This is a genomic window from Mesorhizobium sp. B2-8-5 (assembly GCF_006440675.2).
GTDB lineage: Bacteria > Pseudomonadota > Alphaproteobacteria > Rhizobiales > Rhizobiaceae > Mesorhizobium.
On record NZ_CP083951.1, the window covers coordinates 3,923,560 to 3,943,341 of the forward strand.

Below are 19,782 nucleotides of genomic sequence, written 5' to 3' on the forward strand. Positions count from 1 at the left end.
TGATGGCGCTTCCAGCCCTTTCGGGAGTGCGACACTTTCAGCTCGTCCTAGGGACAGACTCGCTATTACGATTTGCTGATTTGCGCAAGGTCGAGGTCGACCGAGACAAATTGGCCGAAGAGCATTACCTCGATCTGCGCTCGGCCTCTGTCGTCTACCGACTTCACCACGCCAGGGAACGAGGCGAATGGACCGTCATCAACGCTGACCTGATCGCCAACATCGAACGACCTGATCATCGCCTTGATGGCCTCTGGATCGTGTTCGACATCAGCACGAAGTTTCAACATCTTAGCCTCAGGAACTGGAGCTGGACGTTCAGCGCCACCGAGCACGCCCTCAACGCCTTTGATGCCGGAAAGCGCATGCCAGCAGGGCGGGCACCACACCACGTTCACGAAGATGTAGCCGGGCAGGAACGGCACCGTCTTGGTCTTTGGACGCATCATTCCGTAGCGGCCACGACGACGGACCACGACGGTTTCCTGTGCCATCCATCGCTCGATCTTTGCATCTTCGAGCGACTTATCCACAGCAATGTCGAGGCCCTTTTTCACCTGCAGCACATACCAATGCGCTTCCGGGCCATCCATACCTGCTGCCGCAAGCAGCGCCTGCTCCCGCCGGCGCAATGCGATTCGCTTGTCGCTCTTCTGCCAGGCGCGATCGACATTGATGATCTCTCCCGTCGAGCGATCGACAAAGACGTGTTCCCGCTCACTCAGCCGCTTCACGTCCGCCCGCATCATGGTTCCCTCGCAATGCCTGTTCGAATGCTGCCAGTCCGTCCGGTCCGCCAACCGGGAAGTAGGCCACGCGGCCAGGGTCAGGCAGCCATGGCCAGCCGCGCTGCTGGAACAGCGCCTTCCAGTCGTTCCACTGCGGCATGTCGACCGGCACCGCCACCATCTGGCCTTTCAGCGCATGCCAGCGCTCGCCGAAGCGATAGCCCTTGCCGCTGCGCGCCATGCCGAACAGCTTGAACAGGTGCGGCCAGCGTTCAGCGAACGCCGTCGCCGCAGGATTGGTCGGGCCGTCGAGCATGTGCGCTATCACCCATGCCATCCACACCGGCCCGAATGGCGGCGCATAGTCGTCGGCCTCCGCTGCCGGCTGTGCCTTGGGCGGCAGCTTCTCCCACCGCTTCTCGGCGAGGTAGACGGCGAAGGTGCAGATCACCGTCCGGCCGCCGACCTTGGCGCTGGCCACGTAATCGGCCATGCGGTCGGCCGCGGCGTCGCGCTCCTCGTCGGTCAGCTTGCGCGCCTCGGCCAGCGCCTTCGGCCCGCTGTCGCTGATGTAGCTCGGCCAGGCCGGATGCGTTTTCTTCAGCCAGCGCTCGATTGCCTTTTCTTCCTCGCGCGTGCGCTCTTTCTCAGATTCGTTCTGGTGGGTCGTTCTAAGAGGGTCGTTCTTAGGTGCCGGCTCTGGACCGGCAGGGGGTGCCGGCTCTGGACCGGCAGGGGGTGCCGATATACCGGCAGGGGTGCCGGCCTGTCGGCAGGGGTCATCCGGCTCGCGATCGGCCTCTTTCACGCTGCGCGGATCGGCATGCTTCGGATCGAGGATGACGCGATAGACATGCGGACTGTCACGCCCGTTCTCCTCCTCCTGCTCGTAGCGCTCGAGATAGCCGGCCTTGACCAGCCGCTCGATCGCCTCGAACACCGTCGAGCGCGCGCAACCCATTTCGTCTGCCATCTTGACCTGGCTCTTGCGGCACCAGCCGAGATCGTCGGTATGGCGCCCGAGCACGCAAAGCACCTGCAGATCGCGCGGCTTCAGCGACCTGTCGGTCGCCGCGCGCGCCGGAATGATGGAAAGGCGAGGCCCAGTCATGCCTGAACCGCCTTACTGTGCTTGCATGTCCAGCGCCGGAACTGGAGATCCATGCGCATTTTCTCTTGCCGAGAAAGCTGGTCGACGCGGCTTTGCAGATACGCGGCTTGGGCCTTGATCAGCCCAACGTCTCGCCTGCAGTCGCCGGAGTTTCGAAGCAAGGAAACGATAAGCTCCCAGTCGGGAGCCTCCTTGACGCGCGGAGGGGCCTTACGGCGGACACGGAAGCTTTCGCCATCCCATTCCTGCAAACCGGCCCATTCCGGCAGATCGGCAACCGTCAGCACTCCGGGAGACGTCACATACCAGAACCGATCCGACCAACGCAGCGCGCCGTCCTGCTTTTCGATCGAATCGCGCAGGAAGTCGCCGCGGCTGATCTTGATCTCATAGGCGCTAGCCCTGAAGCCTTGCGAATGCGTCGGCTCCAACGTCCAGAAATCGATCCGCCTGGCACCCGAAAAGAAGCCGAGTTCACTGGCCCATATACGGCCGTCAGAAAGCGCTATCAGCGCGTCGATGATGTCGCGCGCCGTGATCACTCCGCCGCCTCCAGCACGAGCTCGCAGCGCACGTTGCATTCCGCGAGCAGTTGGATCATGCGCGGCGGCACGCTGTTGCCGACCAGATGATACTTTTCCGTCTTGGTCAGGCGGCGCGTCTTGCCGTCCATGGTGATTTCGTCCGGTAGCGCGCCGGGCTTGAAGCCGTGCGCGGCGGCGCCTTCCTCCGGCTCCAGCATGCGGATGCCGATGTCGTCGATGTAGTGCGGAACACCCTTCACCATCACCTCGACGAGGCCATAACGAGCCTTGCCAGTGAGCGCGCCGAGCGGCTGGCGCACATCGTCATCCTGCTTGCCCGAACCGAAATAGTGCTGGAGGAAGCTGAGGATCAGATGCGCGTGGCTCCCGCCGGCCGAAACGGTCGACAGCGGCTCGTCGATTGGCCGTCCGTCGCGATTGGTGCCGTGCATGTTGCCGAGCGTGGCGGCAACAACACCCTGTGTCGAACCGAGCGTCACGATGGTCGACAACGGATCCTCAGCCGATCGGCCGGGCTCACCCGTATTGTGTTGCGCCAGGAAGGCCGCCACCATCGCATGCTTGCCACCGCCGGCGACCTGTGCGCCGATCGGCTCCTGGATGTCGAGACTGCGCGGGGCTTGCCCCTCTCGCTCGCCGTAGCCAGCCTGGATAAGATTGGCCGCTACCACGGCGTGACGCGGCGCGCCGGCCATCACCGTGTCCAGCGGCTCGGTCGGCATATAGCCGTCGCCATTCTGGTTGAATTTCGCCATATGTGCCGCGACGAGCACGCGGTCTTCCTTGCCTGTCGTGGTGCCGAGAGGCTCCTCGAGGTCGCGCGGCGAGGATTGCGCCGCCCGTCCGCCGGCCCCGACGATGGTCGCGCCCATGACAGCGATGCCGGACGAGGTGTGCAGCGTATTGACAGGTTCCTCGACCGACTGGACACCGTTGCGCTTGGCAGCGCTTTGCTGATCGGTGCGGATCAGCGTCGGCGCCACAACCGACATCTCGCCGCGGTGCGCCGTCGTCAGGGTCCGCAATGGATCGTCGGCGGAATGCACCCTGTCGTCGCCGGCATGCGTGATCGGCACGATGAACGGCTTCGCCGCATCGACGACATAGCGCATTACGCCCCGTGCCGTGCGGCGCAGCGTGGCATCGGCCAGCGGCTTCTTGCGGCCGAAGATCGACTTCACCGGCAGCGACCAGTCGATGATCGTATGCGCGCCTACCCACGGCTTCAGTCCCAGCTGCTTTGCCACCTTGCGCGGCGCATGCGTGCGCGCCGGCCAGGCGATCGACCCGCCATCGGCCTTGGCGACGCCGAAGAAGCGTTTGCGGATCGTCGGCACGCCATAGTCGGCGCAGACCAGCACACGATGCTCGAAGCTGTAGCCGAGCCCGCGCAGATGCTTCAGCCAGGCGCGCCAGATGCGGCCCTTGTGGCGAGGATCCGGTATCAGCCACTGCTCGGCGATCGGCACGCGTTCGCCCTTCGCCGCCACCGTGCCGTCGAGCCTCAGCACGCGGCCGGTGGCCGGATCGCGCTTGGCGATCAACGGCCCCCACGTCGTGATCTCCTGGACGTTCTCCATGGTGATCACTTCCGGCCGAACCGTGCCTGCCCAGCGGCAGATCACCCAGGCGAGCGAGCGCCGCCGCTTGCTGACCGGCTTCGAACCCTTGGCGACCGAGAAATGCGTGCAGTCCGTCGACGCGTGCAGCGCGCGCACGCCACGGCCAGCCGTCACCTTTCGCGGGTCCGCCTCGAACACATCGCAGCGCAGGTGGCGGGTGTGCGGATGCCGCTTTTCGTGCACGGCGACGGCCACCCGATCATGATTGATCGCGACGTGGACATGGAAGCCGGCATCCTCAAGACCGTCGCAGCCGCCGCCCATGCCAGCGAACAGAACGACCGTCATGCGGTTGTCGAGTAGGAAAGGTGCGTTCATCGTCCCGCCTTCAGCCATGCGGCGAAATCGGCGCGCAGCGCTTTCCACGCTTCGGCCGGCGCCCCGCCATCGTTGAGTTGCTTTCGTGAGGTGACGCCGAGGATCGAGCGCACGCGCTGCGCCACGCGGTCATCCGTCAGCGGGCGTTCCAGCCCGTGCCGTTCCTCGAGGTAGACCTTGAAGCGCGCATCCTGGCATTTCAGCGCGCACTCCGTCGCGAAGTTCTTCGACTGTGCCGGCTCACCCACGGGCTTGTTCCGGCGCACGGGCTCGCCACGCAGTTCATGGATTTCGGAAAACGCGCGCGCCAAAAGGTGAAGCAGGAAGCGCACCGTATCCGGCGCCCCGCAGACGAAGGCGACCTCGTCGACGCTGGCATGATCGCCGAAGCGAGCAAGCACATAGCGCTCGCCATAATCGCCGCGCGCCTCGATCAGCGCGCCGGTCTCGTCATGCGCGCGCGTCCAGTCGCACGGGCCGAGCGCGTCGATCGCGACCTTGATGGCCTTGAGCCTGGTGGCATCGGGCGAGAGCGCATGTGCGTTCATCCCGGCATCCGCCCGTGCTTGCGCATGGCGCGTCCGAGAACGGTGGCGGCGCGCTCCAGCGATTTGCGCGCAGCGATCTCGCCGGGGCCGAACTTCGCCTGCGCCAGCCCGTCGGCAGCGCTCGCCACCATGCGGCAGGCCTCCATGATGTCGTCATCGGCCTTCGAGGCTTTCGGCTTCGCCACGGTCGGGGCCGCCAGCCGCTCGATCTCGGCAAGCAGCATTTCGCGCACCACAGGGGCCAGCTTGCGGGCAAGCTTGCCCTCGATCTGGTTTTCGACAGGCGCGGTCACGACGCGCCTCCATTGACGAAACCGACCAGCGCGCGCCGATAACGCTCCACCATCGCGGCTCGCTCTGGCGGCACCTGGCCGGTCGCATCGCGGACCGCGAGAAGGGCGGATGTACGCATGTCGACGAAGGCCAAGCCGACCTCAAACGATGCCCGCCGGCACGCTTCGACGATCGAGCCGCGATATTTGAGCAGCACAGAATCCGGTATGCGCAAAAGGATGTCGGCGCGCGCCTGGTTGCCGTCGGCATTGTAGAGCTGGCGCAGCATCGGAAGCATGGTGTCGGTCATGGTGCGCTCCGTGTTTCACATGGCACAGACGCTGTAACAGCCTGTTGCAGAATGGTTTTTCGCGTCACGCGGCGGCGTTTCGCGCCGTCGACATGGAAATCCATCGGTCGAAGGCGCAGCGCCTTGCAGAGCGCCAGGAAGCTGCCGATGGTCAGGTTCTCGCCGTTCCTGGCGCGGCTGATCATGGCGACGTTGAGCGTCGGCCAGGTGGCCACCGCCTGGCGGATCGAGATGCCGTCGAGCCGCCGGCGAACGGTCGCGGCGAAGCGGGCGCGGTCGAAGGGATCAGCCATCGCGGGCCTCGTCGCTGGCGATCTGGCGCTGCAGCGCCTGGCGCAACGCGTCCATGTCCGATGCCGTCACGGCGCCCGGAGTCACGATCATCGGCCCCGCCGGCGTCGTGACGATCTCATATGACGGCAGCGGACGGCGAAACAGCGCCAGCACGAACAGGCCAAAGGCGGTGATCGGATCGCGCATCACTCCGCCGCCTCCGCGATGTCGTCGCCGATCACGAGCTCGTCGCCGTCCTCGCTGTAGGCGTATAGCAAGCCGTCGTCGAAACCGTTCCATTCGCGATCGAGGTCGGAATCGGATAAGGCCAACAACTGATCGCGAAGCGCACGCAACGTGCGACGGTTGTCGCCCGCCTTGGCTTCCGCGATCGTTTCCGCGATTGCCTGTCGATATTTCTTGCCGGTCTCCGCCGCGATAGCGGCATCGATGTCGTCGAGGCCGAGCATGTCGAACATGGTCGGGATGGCGCGCTTGGCTTCCGCCTCCTGGCAATAGCGCAGGCCGTCGCTGAAATAGGTCGCGCTAAGCTCGGACGCCTGCCCGCGGCGCCCCTTCAGGATGGCGCGGTAGGGCACCGTCATGAGCCCGCCGAACGGGTCATAGATGATGTCGCCGGCGTTGCTGTAGCGGTCGATCAGCCGGTCGACGATGTCGAACTGCAGCGGGCAGACATGCTTTTCGAGATTGCGGTGAGCCTGCTCGCCATTCAGCGTGCGCATGCGCACGACGTCGTGCCAGACGCCCGGATCGCCGGAACGCGGATCGAGCGTCATGTAGGTCTTCGACAAAGCATCGCGCGCGGCCAGTTCCTCGCCGAGCTGCACATGCCTCTCGAAATCGTAGATCGCGCCCTCGAATGAGCGCTGGAACAGTTCGCGCAGCGGCTTCGGGCCGAGCCGCACCAGCTCGTCGGTCGTCAGCAGCCGGTCGCCGGAAGACGGCCAGAAAGCGTGCGCGTCGAGCTGCCAGCGCGCCAGCGTATAGCCGCTGCCCGGCACCTGGGCGCGCCGGTCGCCGTCGCTCCAGCGCATTGTCAGCTCGGTGCCGTGGTCTTTCCGCGTGCCGGTGAGCCCTTTTGTTTTCGTCCCGTCCGCGTAGACAAGCGGCTTGTCATGCACCACCGGCTCGTCGGCATAGCCGCGCGAGAGATCGCTCTGCGGCCGGCGGAAGAGCAGCACATATTCCGGACAGCCGACGCCCATCTTGGTGGCGTCCTTCATCATCTCGGAATAGGTCAGCCGATAGGTCTGGTTGTTTTCCTTCACCACATCGGTGACGACGGTGATCATGCCGATGTACTGGAACCCGTGCTTCAGGTAGTGGAAGATCGCCTCGGCATGGAAAGGCGAGACGGTCGGCACGCCTTCGCCGGTCACCGAGCCGAACAGCACGCGGTCCTTGACGTGGATGCAGGCGAGCCGGCCGGGCTTCAGGATCCTCAGCAGCTCCGGCGTCAAAAAGTCCATCTGCGCCCAGAAATGCGCATTGTCGTCGGTGTGGCCGAAGTCGTTGTAGCTCGCCGTGTATTCATAGTGATTGGCGAAGGGGATCGAGGTGATGATCTCGCCGATCGACGCGTCGGCCGTGCGCCGCGCCTCCAGCACCGCGTCATTGTGCGCTATGATAAAACCGTCGCCGCGCTCCTCGCGCCGCGCCACGCCGATCGAGCGCTGCAGCACGTCGTCCAGCGGCAGGCCGTCGAGGCCGTAGCGGCGGATGATCTCCGCCATGCGCGCCATCAGCCGTTCATGCTCGGCCCATTTGCCTTCAAGGTTGCGGCGCACCTCGCGCTCGGCCTCGGAATAGATGATGTCGATGCGGCATTCTTGGCGCTGGCCGAAGCGCACGATGCGGTGCACCGCCTGGATGAAGTCGTGGAACTTGAAGCCGATGCCGACGAAGATGGCCCAATGGCAATGTTTTTGGAAATTGTTGCCGGCGCCCGACATCTCCGGCTTGGTGGCAAGATGCCGGAACCGGCCATGCTTGAAGCCGACGGCATTTTCTTCGTTCGCCTCGATCGACTGCGAGCCATAGATCGAGCGCCGTTCGTCCTCGAGGTCGTGCCACAGCACGCTGTGCGCTTCAGGATTCTGCGCGATCAGTTCCGACATCTTGGCGATGCGGGCGGGCAGGCTGTCGCGCTTGGCCGCGCTCGCCTGCGTCACGCCGAGCGCGGTGTTGCGAATGAGCAGGCCCTGGCCGTCGCGGTCGTAGCCGGCCGTCGAATGGTCGATCGGCACCTCGTGCCAGTTCACCGTCACGGCCGGCAGCACATAGCCGGCGTCGTCGAAGCCGAGGTCGGCCGGCGATTGCAGGAACACCGCCCAGCTGTGCACCCACAGCCAGAACTCGTCTTCCTTGTGCGGGAACAGCGTCAGGTCGCCGGCCGATTCCGAGTTGCGTTGGAAGAAGCGCGTCAGCGCCTGGCCGGTGTCCATCACGCCGAGGAAGCCGGCATAGTGGATGAGTTCCTTGGTGCGGTTCGGCGACGGCGTCGCCGTGGCGACGAATTTGAAGCGCACCGATTTGAACAGCGGCAGGAAGGTCTGGAACGTCTTCGTGCCATAGCCGCGCAGCACCGCCGCCTCGTCGAGCGAGGCCGCGACGAAGCGCGACACGTCGATCTTGCCGGCGAGGACGCTCTCGTAGTTGGTGAGATAGATCAGGTCCTCGCCTTCGATTTCGACGTTGGACTTGATGAATTTCAGCGTGACGCCGGACTCGTCCTGGAACCGCTCTTCCGCCTCGGCGAAGAACTCGTGCCGCACGCCGAGCGGGATGACGATCAGCCGAAGGCCCGGCTCGAACTGGCCAACCAGGCGCATCAGCTCGATCTGCATGAAGGTCTTGTGCAGGCCGAACGACGCGAAGATGGCGCGGCTGCCGCCCTTCAGCGCCCAGCGCACGATGGCCCGGCAATGTGGCGCGCCGGCCGGGTTGATGTCCTCCGGGGCGACGTCGAAGCCGTCCGCCTTGGCGAGCTGCATCTTGCGGCGCAGGAAATCGAGATAAGGATCGTCGGCGATCGGGTGGGCGAGAGGCGCGTTCATGCCGGCATGCCCTCCATAGCCGTGGCAGAGGAGGGCAGCGCCCTGCGCTTGCGGCGTTTACGCTTCGGCGCGATGCCTTTGGCCAGGTCGCGCCGCTTCTGGTTCTGCAGATGCGTGACCATCTCCAGATGGTTTTCGCGGATGCAGAGCCGCACGCGGCACTTGTGATCGAGCTGTTTCTTGCCGGGAATGATCCCGTTTTCGTTGGTCCAGTTGACTTTGTGGACGGCCATGGTCTGGCCATCGAGCGTCATGCGCGGATAGCCGCCGCCGCGCCCGTTGCCTGAATCGGGACCGCGCCAGATATGGCAAGGCGTGACGTAGCCCATGTCGACGATCTCGACACAGGCGAATATCCGGTCGCGGATAAGGGCGCGGCGGTCGCTCATGCGTGACCTCCCACTGGTCCGTCCATAGGAGACTCAACAAGGAAGCCGCCGCACAAAGCTGAGATCGCCGTGACAGCCTCCACAAGCCACTGCTTCTTGAACGTTGGCGAATTGGCCTCTTCCCAGTCGACCGGAAGATGAGCGAGTGCTTCGGCGCAGGCTCTCGCATCGGCCATGCTGTCAAATCGGAAATGATGCGTCGCTCGCCGGCCCGTGGCGATGTGGGTGACCGTGAAGCACGGTGTTCCGTCCAGCAATTCGGCATCGACGGCTTTACTCACCGCAAGGCCGCTGATGATATCGGCGTCGACGGTCAGCCCATCGCCTTGTGACAGCGCGATCTTGACCGTGCCCTTTGACCAGGTGAGGGTCATGCCGTCACCGCCTTTCTGGCGCGGCGCTTTGGCTTCCCTTCCGCTGCCTCAGAGGCCTTCTCAGCCGACGAAAGGTCCACTGGACCTTTCGATGGATCGACTTCGTAACCCCACACGTCCCAGCCGGGCCGCGCCGTGCGCGCGAACAGCTCCAGCCTGGCGACGCCGGGAAACAGCTTCTCGATCTGCTCGGCGAAGAAGTCCGGCTTCGCTGAGTGCTTGCCCTTGCGCTCGCGATGCACGGTTTCCGGCTGGGTGCCGGGCAGGGGCGCGGCGATGTCGCCGCGGCGGCCGATCAGCAGCAGCTCATGCCTGTCGCGGCCCCAATAGCCGGTGCCGGCGACTTCCTTGTCCCATATCCAATGGTGCACATAGACAAAGCCGCAGGCCTGCAACACGCGCAGGCCGTCGAGCAGCATCGGGTTTGTGGCCCAAAGGAAGCACACGGCCGGATGCTCGCCGCCGATCAGGCCGGAAAGCAGCTCGCATATCTCGTCCGTCGGCAGCGTCGGATAGTGGTTCTCCGCGCTCTTCTCGCGCCCTGTCACTTCCGAGCGCACGCCGAAGCGCCAGGGCGGATCGGCACAGTAGACCGGATAGACGCGCGAGAGTTTTTGCGGTGCTGAGGAGCGGCCCTTCTCGGCGACCATGTCCATGTGGGCCAGGCGAACCTTGTGGCGCAGCTCCTGCTGTCCTGCACGGATCATCTTGGCGCCGGCCATGTACTCGCGCACATTCGGCTGGTCGGGCACGAAAGCAGTCTTGATTGGCTTGGTCGCCGGCTGGCGCACGCCATCCTTACCCTCGACCTCGTCGTGGTGGGGAATTTCCCCACCCTTGACCAGCTTGCCACGCACGGCAGAAACCGTCTTGTGGTCGACGCCGAGCATCGCGGCGATAGCACGCGACGAGATCGACGGCGTATCGCGCAGCTGGTCGGCGATCACCGCCTGCTTTTGCGCCGTGCTTAGGTGACGGCGGGCGAAGTTCAGCTCGCGCGATAGGGTGCGCTTGTCGATCTCCGACAGCCCCTTGCGCACGAAGCGCGGCCAGTCGACCAGGCCGTGGCTTTCGCAGATCTCGACCCGGTGATGGCCGTCGATGATCTCGCCGGCTTCGTCATATTCGACCGGCACCAGCACGCCATGCGCGATGATCGAGCGTTCGAGCGCAGCGTATTCTTCGGCCGACAGGCGGGGCAGCAGCTGATACTTCATCAGACCATCCCCAGCGCCGCCTTGTAGAGGTCGAGAATGGAGTCCTCCTCGGCCCGCTCGGCAGGATCCTTCTTGCGCAGCCGGATGATGGTGCGGATCGCCTTGGTGTCGAAGCCGGTGCCCTTGGCCTCGCCATAGACTTCCTTGATGCTTTCGGAGACGTCCTTCTTCTCTTCCTCGAGCAGCTCGATGCGCTCGATCAGGGCGCGAAGCTGCCCGGCCGCGACGGTCTGCGCCGTGCTGGTCGTTTCAGCCGCCTGCAGTTCCTCGGTCGCCTCCAAGCGGCGCTCGCCCTTCGGTTTGCCGTCTTTCTTCGCGCGGCGACGCGGCGAGTAGGGATCGTATTCGTCGCTCATCACGCCACCTTCGAAATCCGAAAGGTGCCGACGCGCCCTGGGCCGGGCCGCGCGATGATGCGCGCCAGGTTCGCAATGACGAGTTCGGACAGACACTCGCCACCCTGGCCGGCGCCGATCCTGGCCGCGGTGGCGAAATCGCGAAGAGCGCCGGTCACGTCACCGACCGGGTCCGCCTGCTTGCGCATGACGCTCCACATGCGCGCCGCCTGGACCGAGATACCGTGCTTCCTGGCGAAAACATCAGGCGAAAACCCCGCGTCGTCGGCCGGCTCGTCGAGGATCGTCTCGAAATGCCGCTGCACGAAAGTAGTGACGCTAACGCCGGCCGCGCGAGCGGCCGCTTCGAGCCTGGCATTCATCGCCCGGCCGCATTTGACCGAGAAGCGATAGAACTGATCGGCGCGCTCGACTTCGTCCCTGAGAGCGAGGCCGGTCATCACTCGCCTCCCACCACCTTCAGGCCGCCGGCGGCCTTCGCGCCGGCAAGGACCTTGCGGTATTCGGCGACGGCGTTGTTCACCTTGGCGAGCGAGCGGTCGATCTGGGCGCTTTCGGCCGGCGTCAGCTGGCCGTCGGCGAAGGCCAGGGCGCCTTCGCTCATCAGCTCGCCCATGCGCACAACCGCTTCGGCATGCGCTGCCATCACCGAGCCATTCGCGGCCACCGCCTCGACATCGGCGAAGCGCCGGCCGCGCGCTGAACAGACCGCCTCGCTCATGTCGAAGCGGCCGGTTTCTTCCTCGAGCGCGAAGATCACGTCGAGCGGCATCAGGTCGGGACTGTCGGCATTGGCCCAGCGGCCGACCGTCGACTTGCCGTAGGAACAGATCTCGCCGGCACGCTCGATGCCGCCGGCGGCTGCGATCAGGTCGCGCTGCTTGGCCTTGAGCAGGAAGTGGCGCGCATTCGCATTCGGTACCATCGTGGGCCTCCTCAGGCACAAAAGGTTTCCCGCGCCGGGAAATCCCGGCGTCGTTTCCCGTGGCGGGAAAGGTTTTTCGGAGTCAGTGTGCGGGCGTCAGTTCACTGGAGGCCCGCAGGTCGATGTCTTCATGGTCCGCCGCTCCTGAATCGGTTTGCCGCCTGGCGGGCGTAGCCCGGCACGTCGGCGAGGTCTTCGATGTCGTCAGCGCCGCGCGAAAGCAGCGCCGGAATGCCGATCGCCTTGCCGGCTTCGGCAATGATCCAGGCGAGCGTGTCGCGTTCGCTCCGGCCTTCATGGGCGGCGATCAGCGACAGGATGAAGCCCGAGGCTTCGGAAAGGTGGACCGCGCCGGATGCGAGGGTGGGTTCACCCGGCGCGGTCGTCGCCTGTTGCGGGGCATCGCCACAGGTCGCGTCCTCCGAAGCACGAAGTGTGCAGGAGGATTCGGTGAAATGAGAAAATGCCGCCGAGACGCGGGGCGCCTCGGCGGCAGACGCGCGGTCAGGCTCTTGGGGAACCATGCGCGGAACCAGACGGTCTTCGAAATCGGCGGAGGCGAGGAGGGCGGTCACGCTGCGACCCCGTATATGTCAGGCCGCAAGACGCCGCGCGAAATGCCGGTGAACTGCTCAATCCTGGTGACACGCTCGACAGGCACCTGCTTCCACATCGAGATCGCGGAAGGCGAGATGCCAAGGTGGGAGGCGAGCGCTAGGCGCCGGCCACGTTCTTCGTCGAGCCAAATCAGAAGCGTTTCCATGGCGCGCCAACTTAAGCCCCACTGAATTTCAGTCAAGCTTATTTTTTCAGTCAGGCCGAATGGAGAGAATTTAAGCTATGAGCGATATATTCAGCATGGCGAAGAATCCCGCAGCGCAGGTGCAGCAGACCTACTTTTTCAAGGAATGGCGGAAGCACCGCGGCCTTAATCAGGAGGCGCTGGCGGATATGATTGGGCTGACGGCCTCCTCCATCTCGCAACTTGAGAATGGGAAGCAGGGTTTCACTGATTCGACGCTTGCCGCGCTCGCCCAGGCGCTGGATTGCCGGCCGGGCGATCTTCTGTTGTGGGGGCCGGATGCTGCGGAGGCATCGACCGGACCGATCCGGCAGCCCAACGAGATACGATCCTGCCTGGAACGGATCGATGGCTTGCTGCCTGACAACGTCGCGGTGCTGCTTTCGGTAATCGAAGGGTTCCGTCAGGCTAATGCCGGACGATCATCACAAACCCGCCCTGATGATCAATCTGAATTCGCCAATCCCCGCCGTGAATCGAGCGCATCGCGTTAGCGATCGAGGCGGCATCCTTCTGGATTGTCTTCGCCGGGTCCAAGGGCCAGCCAAGGTTCAAAAGCTGCTGTAAGGTTTCCTCGCTCCGCGTCTTTTCACGCGGACTATATTGGATCATTTCTCTATTCCCACCCGGAGCGGTATCCAGAATAGGAACAATTTCCTTCTGGCCTGTCAAGAACGTTGCAGGAACACCCCCTGTCTCAATTTGGTACGATTACATGCATTGGCAGCGGATTAACAGAATGTTTCAACCTGTAATAATCCCCTGTGGATAGCGGGGACAGGTAGTGCCGGATTTGAACATTCTGGAACCATTTCGGCACCATCGGCTTTCGGCCATAAGTCGGGGATGCCACAGCCCGAGCCGCCAAGTTTCCATCTCCGCATTCCGCCGGCCCTGAAGGCGCAGCTCGAAGCCGCGCGCGGACGCAACAGCCTCAACCGTGAGATCATCGAGCGGCTGGAGAGATCCTTCAGTCTCGACCCGGCCGTTCGCCTGGCTGAAATCTTCCGGCCCTTCCTTGTCGCGGTCGACGACAACCAGCGCGAAAAGCTGATGGAACTCGCCGAAGCAGCGCTCGCCATTGTCGCCGCCAAGCCGAGTTCCAAGCGGCGACCGCCCGAAACTTAAGCCACACTGATATTCAGCTTGACTTAAAATTAAGCCACACTTAAGTTTGCCGCCACTCGCAATTCCGCGATGGAGGCATTCCCATGATCAACTACGGACTCCACGAAACCATGCCGACCCGCAAAGGCCCGGCACTGGTCGAGCGCAGCATCGTCGAGCGCATGGCCGACAAGATGCTGCAGATGGGCATGAACGGCGTCGCCGTCACGGCCGATAGCCTGGCCGAGCACTCCGGCTTCACCCGTGCCCAGATCAAGGAACACAGCGCCGACGCTGCCGACCTGGCCAAGGCGCGCGCCGTCCGCCGGGTGGCGTGACGGCCATGACCAACGCCGATCTTCTCATCGCCGAGGCCGCCAAATCGCCGGAGCACACGGCGTGGATTTCGCGCCAGCTCATGGCCCAGCGCCGTCCGTCCGAAATCCTGGCCGACCTTCAGCGCGCCACCGATCCCGCCAAGGTCATCGCCGCGATCGGCGGTGACGGCCCGACAGGCCTCGCCTTCGCCTGTCTGATCGCGTTCGCCACGCCCTTCTTCGCGCTCGGCTGGTTGCTGCCATGAACGAGCGGAAATTCTACAATCCGGAATCGCATTTCGCGGCGCCACCGCCGCCCCCACCAGAGGACCGGGTCTTTTCGATGCTGTCTTCCGGCATGCGCCACGTCGACCTGCCCACGGGCTACACCCTCGCGCCGGCGGATGCCGGAACCGTCATCCGCTGCAGCAATTTCCCCGAATGCATGTGCGGAGAGGACTGCATCGACCGGCCGGCGGAATCGCCGATCGCCCGCCGCATCCTGATCGGCTTGATGATCGCCGTCGCCGCCATCGGCCTGCTCTATGCGGAGCTGCGCTGATGACCAGCTTCCGCATTCACTATGCCGACGGCAAGCGCCTCATCGTCGATGCCGAGACGCCGAAGGAAGCCGCCGCCAAGGCGCAGAAGGCCGGCCACATCGGCACCGTCACCAAGATCAAGATCGCGAAGGATGTGAACCGTGGCTGACAAATCGCCCATCGAATGGACCGATGCCACCTGGAACCCGATCGTCGGCTGCTCCATCCTCTCGCCCGGCTGCATCCATTGCTACGCCATGCGCATGGCCGGCCGCATCGAGGCCATGGGCGGCGCGCCGCACTACGCCGGCACTACGAAGAATGTGAACGGCAACACCATTTGGACCGGCAAGCTGGCACTGGCGCCCGAGCGGATCCTGACCGAGCCGCTGCGCTGGCAGCGTCCGCGCCGCATCTTCGTCAATTCCATGGGCGACCTGTTCCACGAGGACGTGCCCGACGCATGGATCGACCGCGTCTTCGCCGTCATGGCGCTGGCGCCCCAGCACACATTCCAGGTGCTGACCAAGCGCGCCAGGCGCATGCGGGAATACATGAACGAACGCTGGCAACCGGCGCCAGCACATCGCCTCGCTTGGCAAGGCGGCGACACGATTGACATCCCGGCCGAGACGGCCGGAGAAGATCGCGAAGATCAAGTCCGCGCCGCCTGCGAACCGTTTCTGGAAAAGCTCGGCCTTGTCGACACCGACAATGATGACCTGTGGACCGAGGACGGCAATGCCAAGGCCATGACCTGGACATGGCCCCTCAAGAACGTCTGGCTAGGCGTCTCGGCCGAGCGCCAGCAGGAGGCCGACGAGCGCATCCCCGAGCTGCTGGCGACGCCGGCCGCGATCCGATTCGTCTCCGCCGAGCCGCTGCTCGGGCCGATTGATTTCTACAAATACCTGCGGCCGCTTTGCGACCGTTGCCCGCCATGGGAAGTCCCTTGCCGCATCGGCTGCCAGAACTGCACTCGCCTCGACCAGATCATCGTCGGCGGCGAGAGCGGCCAGGACGCGCGACCGATGCACCCCGCCTGGCCGCGCTCGATTCGCGACCAATGCGCCGCCGCTGGCGTGCCGTTCTTCTTCAAGCAGTGGGGCGCTTTCCGGCCGCTGACACGCGCCGAGCATAACCAGGCTTGCGGCGCGACGTTGATTGGCACCGATCCTTATGACCAGGACGCTCACGTCCTGAAAGTCGGCAAGAAAGCCGCCGGCCGCCTGCTCGACGGTGTCGAGCACAACGGCATGCCGGAGCTGCGCGAGGTGCCGGCGCTATGAGCAACCGCAAGCCGTTCGACAGGAACGATCCGTTCGACGCAATCGCACAGATGACCAAGACGGTTATCGCGACGGCCTTCGGCGAGGCGATGGCCAGGGCACCGACGATCTCGCGCGATCCGGAGATCCAGTATGAGGCCCTCGTTATTGGCCTGATGGTCGGCGCATACGGTTGCGCGCTGGCGATGACGGCGCCGGATGGCGAGCTTCGCGCCGCTTTGCTTGCGCACCTGCCTGATGCCTTCGACCAGGCGCGCGACATTGTCGGCCTACCGCCGCTCGGAGCGCTGTCATGAGCGTCTACGTCGACAACATGCGCGCCCCCTTCGGCAAGATAGTCATGTGCCACATGTGGGCCGACACGCGCGAAGAGCTGTTCGCGATGACCGACCGCATCGGCGTCCAGCGCAAATGGTTCCAGCGCCCGGCCGGCACGGGACTGCCGGGCATGGATGCATCCTGGGAACATTTCGACATCGCGCAGTCGAAGCGAGCGCTGGCCATCGCTGCCGGCGCGATCGAGACCGACAAATACGGCCCAATCGAGTTCGAGGCCCGTCGCAAGGGCAACGATGCGAAGCTGAAGCAGATCGCAGAGCTGCGCGCCAAAGGCTTCGGTGATGCATCGAAGCCTGCCGACCCGAAACAGCGGAGGCTGCTTTGACCGACCGCCCGATCCTCTTTTCCGGCCCGATGGTTCGCGCGCTGCTCGAAGGACGCAAGACGCAGACGCGTCGGGTGCTTGGCCGCCTCCGGCGATTTGGTGCCGTCACCGAGTTCGGCCGCAGCGACACGCGCGGCTATGACTGGCATTTCCGCGACAAACAAATGCGCTGGAATGACTTGCGGCACTCCGAGCTGCTGGAGGCGTTGCCGTTCTCGGTTGGTGATCGGCTCTACGTCCGCGAGGCGCACCATCGCACAAATGACAGCGCTCAAAGCCATCTCGTCGGCTACGACTTCGCCGATGGCCCGATACCACGCGAGGAGCGGCACCACATCGCCAGCGTCGGCGATGTTCAGTTCTTTCGTCACAGCCTTGGCGGCTGGGGCGGAAGAACATCGCGGAACTACCCGGCGCTCCACATGCCGCGCTGGGCGTCACGCCTGACGCTGACGGTCACCGATGTCCGAGTCCAGCGGCTACAGGAGATCAGCGAGGCCGATGCGATCGCAGAAGGCATCCAACGCTTCGGTCGCTTTTATGCCGTGACCGGAGACGAGGATTGGGACGCCGCATCAATGAATGCTCGCGACGGATACGCGCTGCTTTGGGACAGTCTCAATGCCGCGCGCGGCTTCGGCTGGGACGTCAATCCTTGGGTCGCCGCCGTCTTCTTCATCGTCGAGCGCCGCAACATCGACGAGGTCAAGCCGTGACCCACGCCCATGCGCCGCAGCCGTCATCCGTCCGCTTCCCGGTGCAGCCGCGCCTGGTGCCGCCGGCCAAGGCGGCGCGCTACCTGCACCTGACGCTGCCGGAATTCCTCGAGCTGCTGCCGGCGCTGCAACTGCAGGGGTTCCCGAAAGCCTGTCCGATCACCGGCAATTACGACATGGTGGCGATCGACGCCTGGCAGGACAGGCGCTCGGGTCTTGCCGGCCAGCCCGCGACCGCGCAGTCTAGCGCCGAAATCGCAAAGGCGAGGCTGGCGACCCTTGGCTAAGATCAAGCTGAAGCACTACGTCATCCGCAAGGGCAAATACGGCTACTGGCTGCCGACGCCGAAGATGATGGAAGCCGGCTTCGAATGCATTCCCTGTGGCGTGGACGGTCCGGACGCATGGGCGATCGCCAAGGAATGGGAAGATCGCTGGCAGGCCTTCAGGAAGGGCAGGGAGCCGCCGCGGCTCGACGCCTGGCCCAAGGATTCCATCGGCGACGCCTTCGCGCGCTACCGGCGCATGGAAGCATGGAAGAGCCGGCCGCCGCGCACACGCGAAGACTGGGAGCGGGGCTGGGCTTTCATCGAGCCGTACTTCGCCGACCTGCCGCCGGCCGACATAACCCTCGAGCTGCTCGACGACTGGTATGCGCGCCTGCTGCGCGCCAAGGGCGTCGACACCGCCTATCGCGCCATGAAGACGTGGCGCGCGCTCTACAATGTCATGGCCGGCATGAAGCTCTGCGCGCCGAAGGCGGATCCGTCGCTGGCGATCCGCCGCAAGACGCCCAATGCCCGCAACCAGATTTGGACAGCCGGCGAGGTCGTGCGGCTGGTGAAGGGCGCCTGGCGCGCCGGCTTCAAGGGTCTCGCCTGCATCATCGCCGTCGCCTGGGACACCAGCTTCTCGCCGGTCGACGTGCGCACGCTGACGCCGGCGCAGGCGATGCAGACGGCGCAGGAATGGGGTTTTCTGATCGCGCGCACCAAGAGCGGCGAGAGCGCCTTCGGCACGCTGTCGCGGCGCACGCAGCGCCTGGTGCTCGCCTATGTCGAGCAGCTCGGCTTCACCTTGCTCGACGATGCACCGATCTTTCGCTCGCGCGGCTTCGCGCCGGGGCCGAAGGGCGGACGCCCGCGCGCCGGCGTGCCCTATACGAAGGACAGCCTTGTCGACGATTTCGCCGACGTCCGCAGGTTGGTGTTCGGGGAGAATGAAAAGCGCCGGCTGATGGACATGCGGCGTTCCGGCGCGGTCGAGGCCAATGCCGGCGGCGCGTCCGTCGAGGCCATCGCGGCCAAGATGGGCAACTCGATCGACGAGAGCAAGGCGCTGCAGAAGACCTATATGCCGGTCAACCTGGCCGCGGTTCGCGCGGCCGACCTGTCGCGTCGCGCCGGCCGCAAGGCGCTCGGCAAAGAGCTCAATGAATATCGGCCGATGAAACTGGCCAGCGGAGAGGCGAAGGGCAAATGAAGGTCCGCATCCGCTATTATCGCGTCATCAAGGGACATGGCTATTGGTGCCCGACCCCGAAGATGAAGGCTCTCGGCCTCTCGATCGTCAGATGCGGGCCGGACGGCCCGCAGGCGCATGCAATAGCCGCGGAGTGGAACGAGCGCTGGGAGAGCCTGCGCATCGCCGCAAAGAAGGAGCCAGCGTCGGCGCCGATAGCCAATGACGATGCGCGCGGCTACGTCTATTTCTTGCGCAGCGGTGACCGAATCAAGATCGGCTTCTCGACAACTCCACTTGAGAGGACGAGCAACCTGCGAACATCGATGCCGGAGGATTACGACCTATGCCTGATCCTCAAGGGCACTCGGAAAGACGAAAAGCGCCTCCATAGTCGGTTCGGCTCCTATCGCAGAAACGGCGAATGGTTTGTCGCCAGCCGCCCGATTCGAATGACGATCATGCGCTCGGCGATGGCCGGCCACGTCGTTCATGACGGTGATGAAAAACAGTTTCCCGGAACAGACGAAGCACAAAAAGTTGAAACCACCCCAGGTAAAGTTTCAACTTCCGAAAATGGCGCTTCTGCCTAAGTCCTTGAAAAGACTGGCGCGAGTGACGGGGCTCGAACCCGCGACCTCCGGCGTGACAGGCCGGCACTCTAACCGACTGAGCTACACCCGCGCACTGACGAGCACGTGTCAGCCGTGTTCGTCGTTGGGGCGCTGGATAAGGGGTTCGCCTGCGGGTGTCAAGCGCGGTATTCAAGCATTATAGCAATCAGGAGAAGGTTTTTTGACAGCGCCATTGAGCCTGGG

31 protein-coding genes and 1 tRNA gene are annotated in these 19,782 nt (G+C 64.5%); 13 read left to right on the plus strand and 19 right to left on the minus strand.

What is annotated here, in order from left to right; translation table 11 throughout:
* Window positions 1-65 precede the first annotated feature (65 nt).
* The 18 genes from nusG to FJ430_RS19035 form a co-directional block, all read right to left on the minus strand.
* Window positions 66-749: a transcription termination/antitermination protein NusG gene (nusG, locus tag FJ430_RS18950; protein WP_226891787.1), complete on the minus strand. Its 684-nt coding sequence runs from the start codon at window positions 747-749 to the stop codon at window positions 66-68.
* Window positions 718-1,839, minus strand: coding sequence for a helix-turn-helix domain-containing protein (locus tag FJ430_RS18955; RefSeq protein ID WP_140711109.1), 1,122 nt, complete (start codon window positions 1,837-1,839; stop codon window positions 718-720). Before FJ430_RS18955 ends, nusG begins: the two co-directional genes overlap by 32 nt.
* Window positions 1,836-2,381: a hypothetical protein gene (locus FJ430_RS18960; protein ID WP_140711110.1), complete on the minus strand. Its 546-nt coding sequence runs from the start codon at window positions 2,379-2,381 to the stop codon at window positions 1,836-1,838. Before FJ430_RS18960 ends, FJ430_RS18955 begins: the two co-directional genes overlap by 4 nt.
* Window positions 2,378-4,324: a DNA cytosine methyltransferase gene (locus tag FJ430_RS18965; RefSeq protein ID WP_140711111.1), complete on the minus strand. Its 1,947-nt coding sequence runs from the start codon at window positions 4,322-4,324 to the stop codon at window positions 2,378-2,380. The genes FJ430_RS18960 and FJ430_RS18965 overlap by 4 nt, the downstream gene beginning before the upstream one ends.
* Complete coding sequence (locus FJ430_RS18970) at window positions 4,321-4,872, minus strand: hypothetical protein (RefSeq protein ID WP_140711112.1); 552 nt, start codon at window positions 4,870-4,872, stop codon at window positions 4,321-4,323. The genes FJ430_RS18965 and FJ430_RS18970 overlap by 4 nt, the downstream gene beginning before the upstream one ends.
* On the minus strand, window positions 4,869-5,165 hold the full coding sequence (locus FJ430_RS18975; protein ID WP_140711113.1) for a hypothetical protein: 297 nt from the start codon (window positions 5,163-5,165) through the stop codon (window positions 4,869-4,871). The genes FJ430_RS18970 and FJ430_RS18975 overlap by 4 nt, the downstream gene beginning before the upstream one ends.
* A complete protein-coding gene (locus FJ430_RS18980; protein ID WP_140711114.1) occupies window positions 5,162-5,455 on the minus strand; it encodes a hypothetical protein in 294 nt (97 codons plus the stop codon). Before FJ430_RS18980 ends, FJ430_RS18975 begins: the two co-directional genes overlap by 4 nt.
* Window positions 5,452-5,748 carry a hypothetical protein gene (locus FJ430_RS18985; RefSeq protein ID WP_140711115.1) on the minus strand — a complete coding sequence of 99 codons (297 nt, stop codon included), beginning with the start codon at window positions 5,746-5,748 and terminating at the stop codon, window positions 5,452-5,454. Before FJ430_RS18985 ends, FJ430_RS18980 begins: the two co-directional genes overlap by 4 nt.
* Window positions 5,741-5,935, minus strand: a complete 195-nt coding sequence (locus FJ430_RS18990; RefSeq protein WP_140711116.1) for a hypothetical protein — start codon at window positions 5,933-5,935, stop codon at window positions 5,741-5,743. The genes FJ430_RS18985 and FJ430_RS18990 overlap by 8 nt, the downstream gene beginning before the upstream one ends.
* Window positions 5,935-8,805 carry a DNA methyltransferase gene (locus FJ430_RS18995; RefSeq protein WP_140711117.1) on the minus strand — a complete coding sequence of 957 codons (2,871 nt, stop codon included), beginning with the start codon at window positions 8,803-8,805 and terminating at the stop codon, window positions 5,935-5,937. Before FJ430_RS18995 ends, FJ430_RS18990 begins: the two co-directional genes overlap by 1 nt.
* Window positions 8,802-9,194: an HNH endonuclease signature motif containing protein gene (locus FJ430_RS19000; protein ID WP_140711118.1), complete on the minus strand. Its 393-nt coding sequence runs from the start codon at window positions 9,192-9,194 to the stop codon at window positions 8,802-8,804. Before FJ430_RS19000 ends, FJ430_RS18995 begins: the two co-directional genes overlap by 4 nt.
* On the minus strand, window positions 9,191-9,568 hold the full coding sequence (locus tag FJ430_RS19005) for a hypothetical protein (RefSeq protein ID WP_140711119.1): 378 nt from the start codon (window positions 9,566-9,568) through the stop codon (window positions 9,191-9,193). The genes FJ430_RS19000 and FJ430_RS19005 overlap by 4 nt, the downstream gene beginning before the upstream one ends.
* Window positions 9,565-10,785, minus strand: coding sequence for an MT-A70 family methyltransferase (locus FJ430_RS19010; protein ID WP_140711120.1), 1,221 nt, complete (start codon window positions 10,783-10,785; stop codon window positions 9,565-9,567). Before FJ430_RS19010 ends, FJ430_RS19005 begins: the two co-directional genes overlap by 4 nt.
* The gene (locus tag FJ430_RS19015; RefSeq protein WP_226892242.1) at window positions 10,785-11,048 is read right to left on the minus strand and encodes a DUF2312 domain-containing protein; all 264 of its coding nucleotides are present in this window, start codon (window positions 11,046-11,048) and stop codon (window positions 10,785-10,787) included. The genes FJ430_RS19010 and FJ430_RS19015 overlap by 1 nt, the downstream gene beginning before the upstream one ends.
* A 92-nt stretch (window positions 11,049-11,140) precedes the next feature.
* Window positions 11,141-11,581, minus strand: coding sequence for a hypothetical protein (locus tag FJ430_RS19020; protein WP_181175611.1), 441 nt, complete (start codon window positions 11,579-11,581; stop codon window positions 11,141-11,143).
* Window positions 11,581-12,066: a phage regulatory CII family protein gene (locus FJ430_RS19025; protein WP_140711124.1), complete on the minus strand. Its 486-nt coding sequence runs from the start codon at window positions 12,064-12,066 to the stop codon at window positions 11,581-11,583. The genes FJ430_RS19020 and FJ430_RS19025 overlap by 1 nt, the downstream gene beginning before the upstream one ends.
* 128 nt (window positions 12,067-12,194) lie before the next feature.
* Entirely contained in the window at window positions 12,195-12,641 is a 447-nt protein-coding gene (locus FJ430_RS19030) for a hypothetical protein (protein WP_140711125.1), read from the minus strand.
* Complete coding sequence (locus FJ430_RS19035) at window positions 12,638-12,829, minus strand: Cro/CI family transcriptional regulator (protein ID WP_140711126.1); 192 nt, start codon at window positions 12,827-12,829, stop codon at window positions 12,638-12,640. The genes FJ430_RS19030 and FJ430_RS19035 overlap by 4 nt, the downstream gene beginning before the upstream one ends.
* Window positions 12,830-12,906: 77 nt before the next feature.
* Between FJ430_RS19035 and FJ430_RS19040 the strand changes: the two genes are divergently transcribed.
* The 13 genes from FJ430_RS19040 to FJ430_RS19100 all read left to right on the plus strand — a co-directional run bounded on the left by FJ430_RS19040 (window position 12,907) and on the right by FJ430_RS19100 (window position 19,557).
* Window positions 12,907-13,362 (plus strand): helix-turn-helix domain-containing protein, encoded by a 456-nt coding sequence (locus FJ430_RS19040; protein ID WP_210242126.1) that lies wholly within the window; start codon window positions 12,907-12,909, stop codon window positions 13,360-13,362.
* A 352-nt stretch (window positions 13,363-13,714) separates the two neighbouring features.
* A complete protein-coding gene (locus FJ430_RS19045) occupies window positions 13,715-13,996 on the plus strand; it encodes a hypothetical protein (protein ID WP_140711127.1) in 282 nt (93 codons plus the stop codon).
* A gap of 83 nt (window positions 13,997-14,079) precedes the next feature.
* On the plus strand, window positions 14,080-14,313 hold the full coding sequence (locus FJ430_RS19050; protein WP_140711128.1) for a hypothetical protein: 234 nt from the start codon (window positions 14,080-14,082) through the stop codon (window positions 14,311-14,313).
* Window positions 14,314-14,318: 5 nt separating this feature from the next.
* Window positions 14,319-14,558 carry a hypothetical protein gene (locus FJ430_RS19055; RefSeq protein WP_140711129.1) on the plus strand — a complete coding sequence of 80 codons (240 nt, stop codon included), beginning with the start codon at window positions 14,319-14,321 and terminating at the stop codon, window positions 14,556-14,558.
* Window positions 14,555-14,854: a hypothetical protein gene (locus tag FJ430_RS19060; RefSeq protein WP_140711130.1), complete on the plus strand. Its 300-nt coding sequence runs from the start codon at window positions 14,555-14,557 to the stop codon at window positions 14,852-14,854. The genes FJ430_RS19055 and FJ430_RS19060 overlap by 4 nt, the downstream gene beginning before the upstream one ends.
* The gene (locus tag FJ430_RS19065) at window positions 14,854-15,003 is read left to right on the plus strand and encodes a hypothetical protein (RefSeq protein WP_181175612.1); all 150 of its coding nucleotides are present in this window, start codon (window positions 14,854-14,856) and stop codon (window positions 15,001-15,003) included. The genes FJ430_RS19060 and FJ430_RS19065 overlap by 1 nt, the downstream gene beginning before the upstream one ends.
* Window positions 14,996-16,123 (plus strand): phage Gp37/Gp68 family protein, encoded by a 1,128-nt coding sequence (locus FJ430_RS19070; protein ID WP_140711131.1) that lies wholly within the window; start codon window positions 14,996-14,998, stop codon window positions 16,121-16,123. The genes FJ430_RS19065 and FJ430_RS19070 overlap by 8 nt, the downstream gene beginning before the upstream one ends.
* The gene (locus FJ430_RS19075; protein ID WP_140711132.1) at window positions 16,120-16,419 is read left to right on the plus strand and encodes a hypothetical protein; all 300 of its coding nucleotides are present in this window, start codon (window positions 16,120-16,122) and stop codon (window positions 16,417-16,419) included. Before FJ430_RS19070 ends, FJ430_RS19075 begins: the two co-directional genes overlap by 4 nt.
* Window positions 16,416-16,787, plus strand: coding sequence for a DUF4031 domain-containing protein (locus tag FJ430_RS19080; protein ID WP_140711133.1), 372 nt, complete (start codon window positions 16,416-16,418; stop codon window positions 16,785-16,787). Before FJ430_RS19075 ends, FJ430_RS19080 begins: the two co-directional genes overlap by 4 nt.
* Entirely contained in the window at window positions 16,784-17,503 is a 720-nt protein-coding gene (locus FJ430_RS19085; protein WP_210242127.1) for a hypothetical protein, read from the plus strand. The genes FJ430_RS19080 and FJ430_RS19085 overlap by 4 nt, the downstream gene beginning before the upstream one ends.
* Window positions 17,500-17,790, plus strand: coding sequence for a hypothetical protein (locus FJ430_RS19090; protein WP_140711134.1), 291 nt, complete (start codon window positions 17,500-17,502; stop codon window positions 17,788-17,790). Before FJ430_RS19085 ends, FJ430_RS19090 begins: the two co-directional genes overlap by 4 nt.
* Complete coding sequence (locus FJ430_RS19095; protein ID WP_140711135.1) at window positions 17,783-18,985, plus strand: hypothetical protein; 1,203 nt, start codon at window positions 17,783-17,785, stop codon at window positions 18,983-18,985. The genes FJ430_RS19090 and FJ430_RS19095 overlap by 8 nt, the downstream gene beginning before the upstream one ends.
* On the plus strand, window positions 18,982-19,557 hold the full coding sequence (locus tag FJ430_RS19100; RefSeq protein ID WP_140711136.1) for a GIY-YIG nuclease family protein: 576 nt from the start codon (window positions 18,982-18,984) through the stop codon (window positions 19,555-19,557). The genes FJ430_RS19095 and FJ430_RS19100 overlap by 4 nt, the downstream gene beginning before the upstream one ends.
* A gap of 14 nt (window positions 19,558-19,571) precedes the next feature.
* Here FJ430_RS19100 and FJ430_RS19105 read toward each other — a convergent pair.
* Window positions 19,572-19,648, minus strand: a tRNA-Asp gene (locus FJ430_RS19105).
* Between the last annotated feature and the right edge of the window lie 134 nt (window positions 19,649-19,782).

Excerpts from the sequence above, each read along its gene's own strand:
- nusG (WP_226891787.1), bottom strand. The coding sequence starts at position 749 with ATGATGCGGGCGGACGTGAAGCGGCTGAGTGAGCGGGAACACGTCTTT.
- FJ430_RS18955 (WP_140711109.1), bottom strand. The coding sequence starts at position 1,839 with ATGACTGGGCCTCGCCTTTCCATCATTCCGGCGCGCGCGGCGACCGAC.
- FJ430_RS18965 (WP_140711111.1), bottom strand. The coding sequence starts at position 4,324 with ATGAACGCACCTTTCCTACTCGACAACCGCATGACGGTCGTTCTGTTC.
- FJ430_RS18970 (WP_140711112.1), bottom strand. The coding sequence starts at position 4,872 with ATGAACGCACATGCGCTCTCGCCCGATGCCACCAGGCTCAAGGCCATC.
- FJ430_RS18980 (WP_140711114.1), bottom strand. The coding sequence starts at position 5,455 with ATGACCGACACCATGCTTCCGATGCTGCGCCAGCTCTACAATGCCGAC.
- FJ430_RS18985 (WP_140711115.1), bottom strand. The coding sequence starts at position 5,748 with ATGGCTGATCCCTTCGACCGCGCCCGCTTCGCCGCGACCGTTCGCCGG.
- FJ430_RS18990 (WP_140711116.1), bottom strand. The coding sequence starts at position 5,935 with ATGCGCGATCCGATCACCGCCTTTGGCCTGTTCGTGCTGGCGCTGTTT.
- FJ430_RS18995 (WP_140711117.1), bottom strand. The coding sequence starts at position 8,805 with ATGAACGCGCCTCTCGCCCACCCGATCGCCGACGATCCTTATCTCGAT.
- FJ430_RS19000 (WP_140711118.1), bottom strand. The coding sequence starts at position 9,194 with ATGAGCGACCGCCGCGCCCTTATCCGCGACCGGATATTCGCCTGTGTC.
- FJ430_RS19005 (WP_140711119.1), bottom strand. The coding sequence starts at position 9,568 with ATGACCCTCACCTGGTCAAAGGGCACGGTCAAGATCGCGCTGTCACAA.
- FJ430_RS19010 (WP_140711120.1), bottom strand. The coding sequence starts at position 10,785 with ATGAAGTATCAGCTGCTGCCCCGCCTGTCGGCCGAAGAATACGCTGCG.
- FJ430_RS19020 (WP_181175611.1), bottom strand. The coding sequence starts at position 11,581 with ATGACCGGCCTCGCTCTCAGGGACGAAGTCGAGCGCGCCGATCAGTTC.
- FJ430_RS19025 (WP_140711124.1), bottom strand. The coding sequence starts at position 12,066 with ATGGTACCGAATGCGAATGCGCGCCACTTCCTGCTCAAGGCCAAGCAG.
- FJ430_RS19035 (WP_140711126.1), bottom strand. The coding sequence starts at position 12,829 with ATGGAAACGCTTCTGATTTGGCTCGACGAAGAACGTGGCCGGCGCCTA.
- FJ430_RS19040 (WP_210242126.1), top strand. The coding sequence starts at position 12,907 with ATGAGCGATATATTCAGCATGGCGAAGAATCCCGCAGCGCAGGTGCAG.
- FJ430_RS19045 (WP_140711127.1), top strand. The coding sequence starts at position 13,715 with ATGCCACAGCCCGAGCCGCCAAGTTTCCATCTCCGCATTCCGCCGGCC.
- FJ430_RS19050 (WP_140711128.1), top strand. The coding sequence starts at position 14,080 with ATGATCAACTACGGACTCCACGAAACCATGCCGACCCGCAAAGGCCCG.
- FJ430_RS19055 (WP_140711129.1), top strand. The coding sequence starts at position 14,319 with ATGACCAACGCCGATCTTCTCATCGCCGAGGCCGCCAAATCGCCGGAG.
- FJ430_RS19060 (WP_140711130.1), top strand. The coding sequence starts at position 14,555 with ATGAACGAGCGGAAATTCTACAATCCGGAATCGCATTTCGCGGCGCCA.
- FJ430_RS19065 (WP_181175612.1), top strand. The coding sequence starts at position 14,854 with ATGACCAGCTTCCGCATTCACTATGCCGACGGCAAGCGCCTCATCGTC.
- FJ430_RS19075 (WP_140711132.1), top strand. The coding sequence starts at position 16,120 with ATGAGCAACCGCAAGCCGTTCGACAGGAACGATCCGTTCGACGCAATC.
- FJ430_RS19080 (WP_140711133.1), top strand. The coding sequence starts at position 16,416 with ATGAGCGTCTACGTCGACAACATGCGCGCCCCCTTCGGCAAGATAGTC.
- FJ430_RS19100 (WP_140711136.1), top strand. The coding sequence starts at position 18,982 with ATGAAGGTCCGCATCCGCTATTATCGCGTCATCAAGGGACATGGCTAT.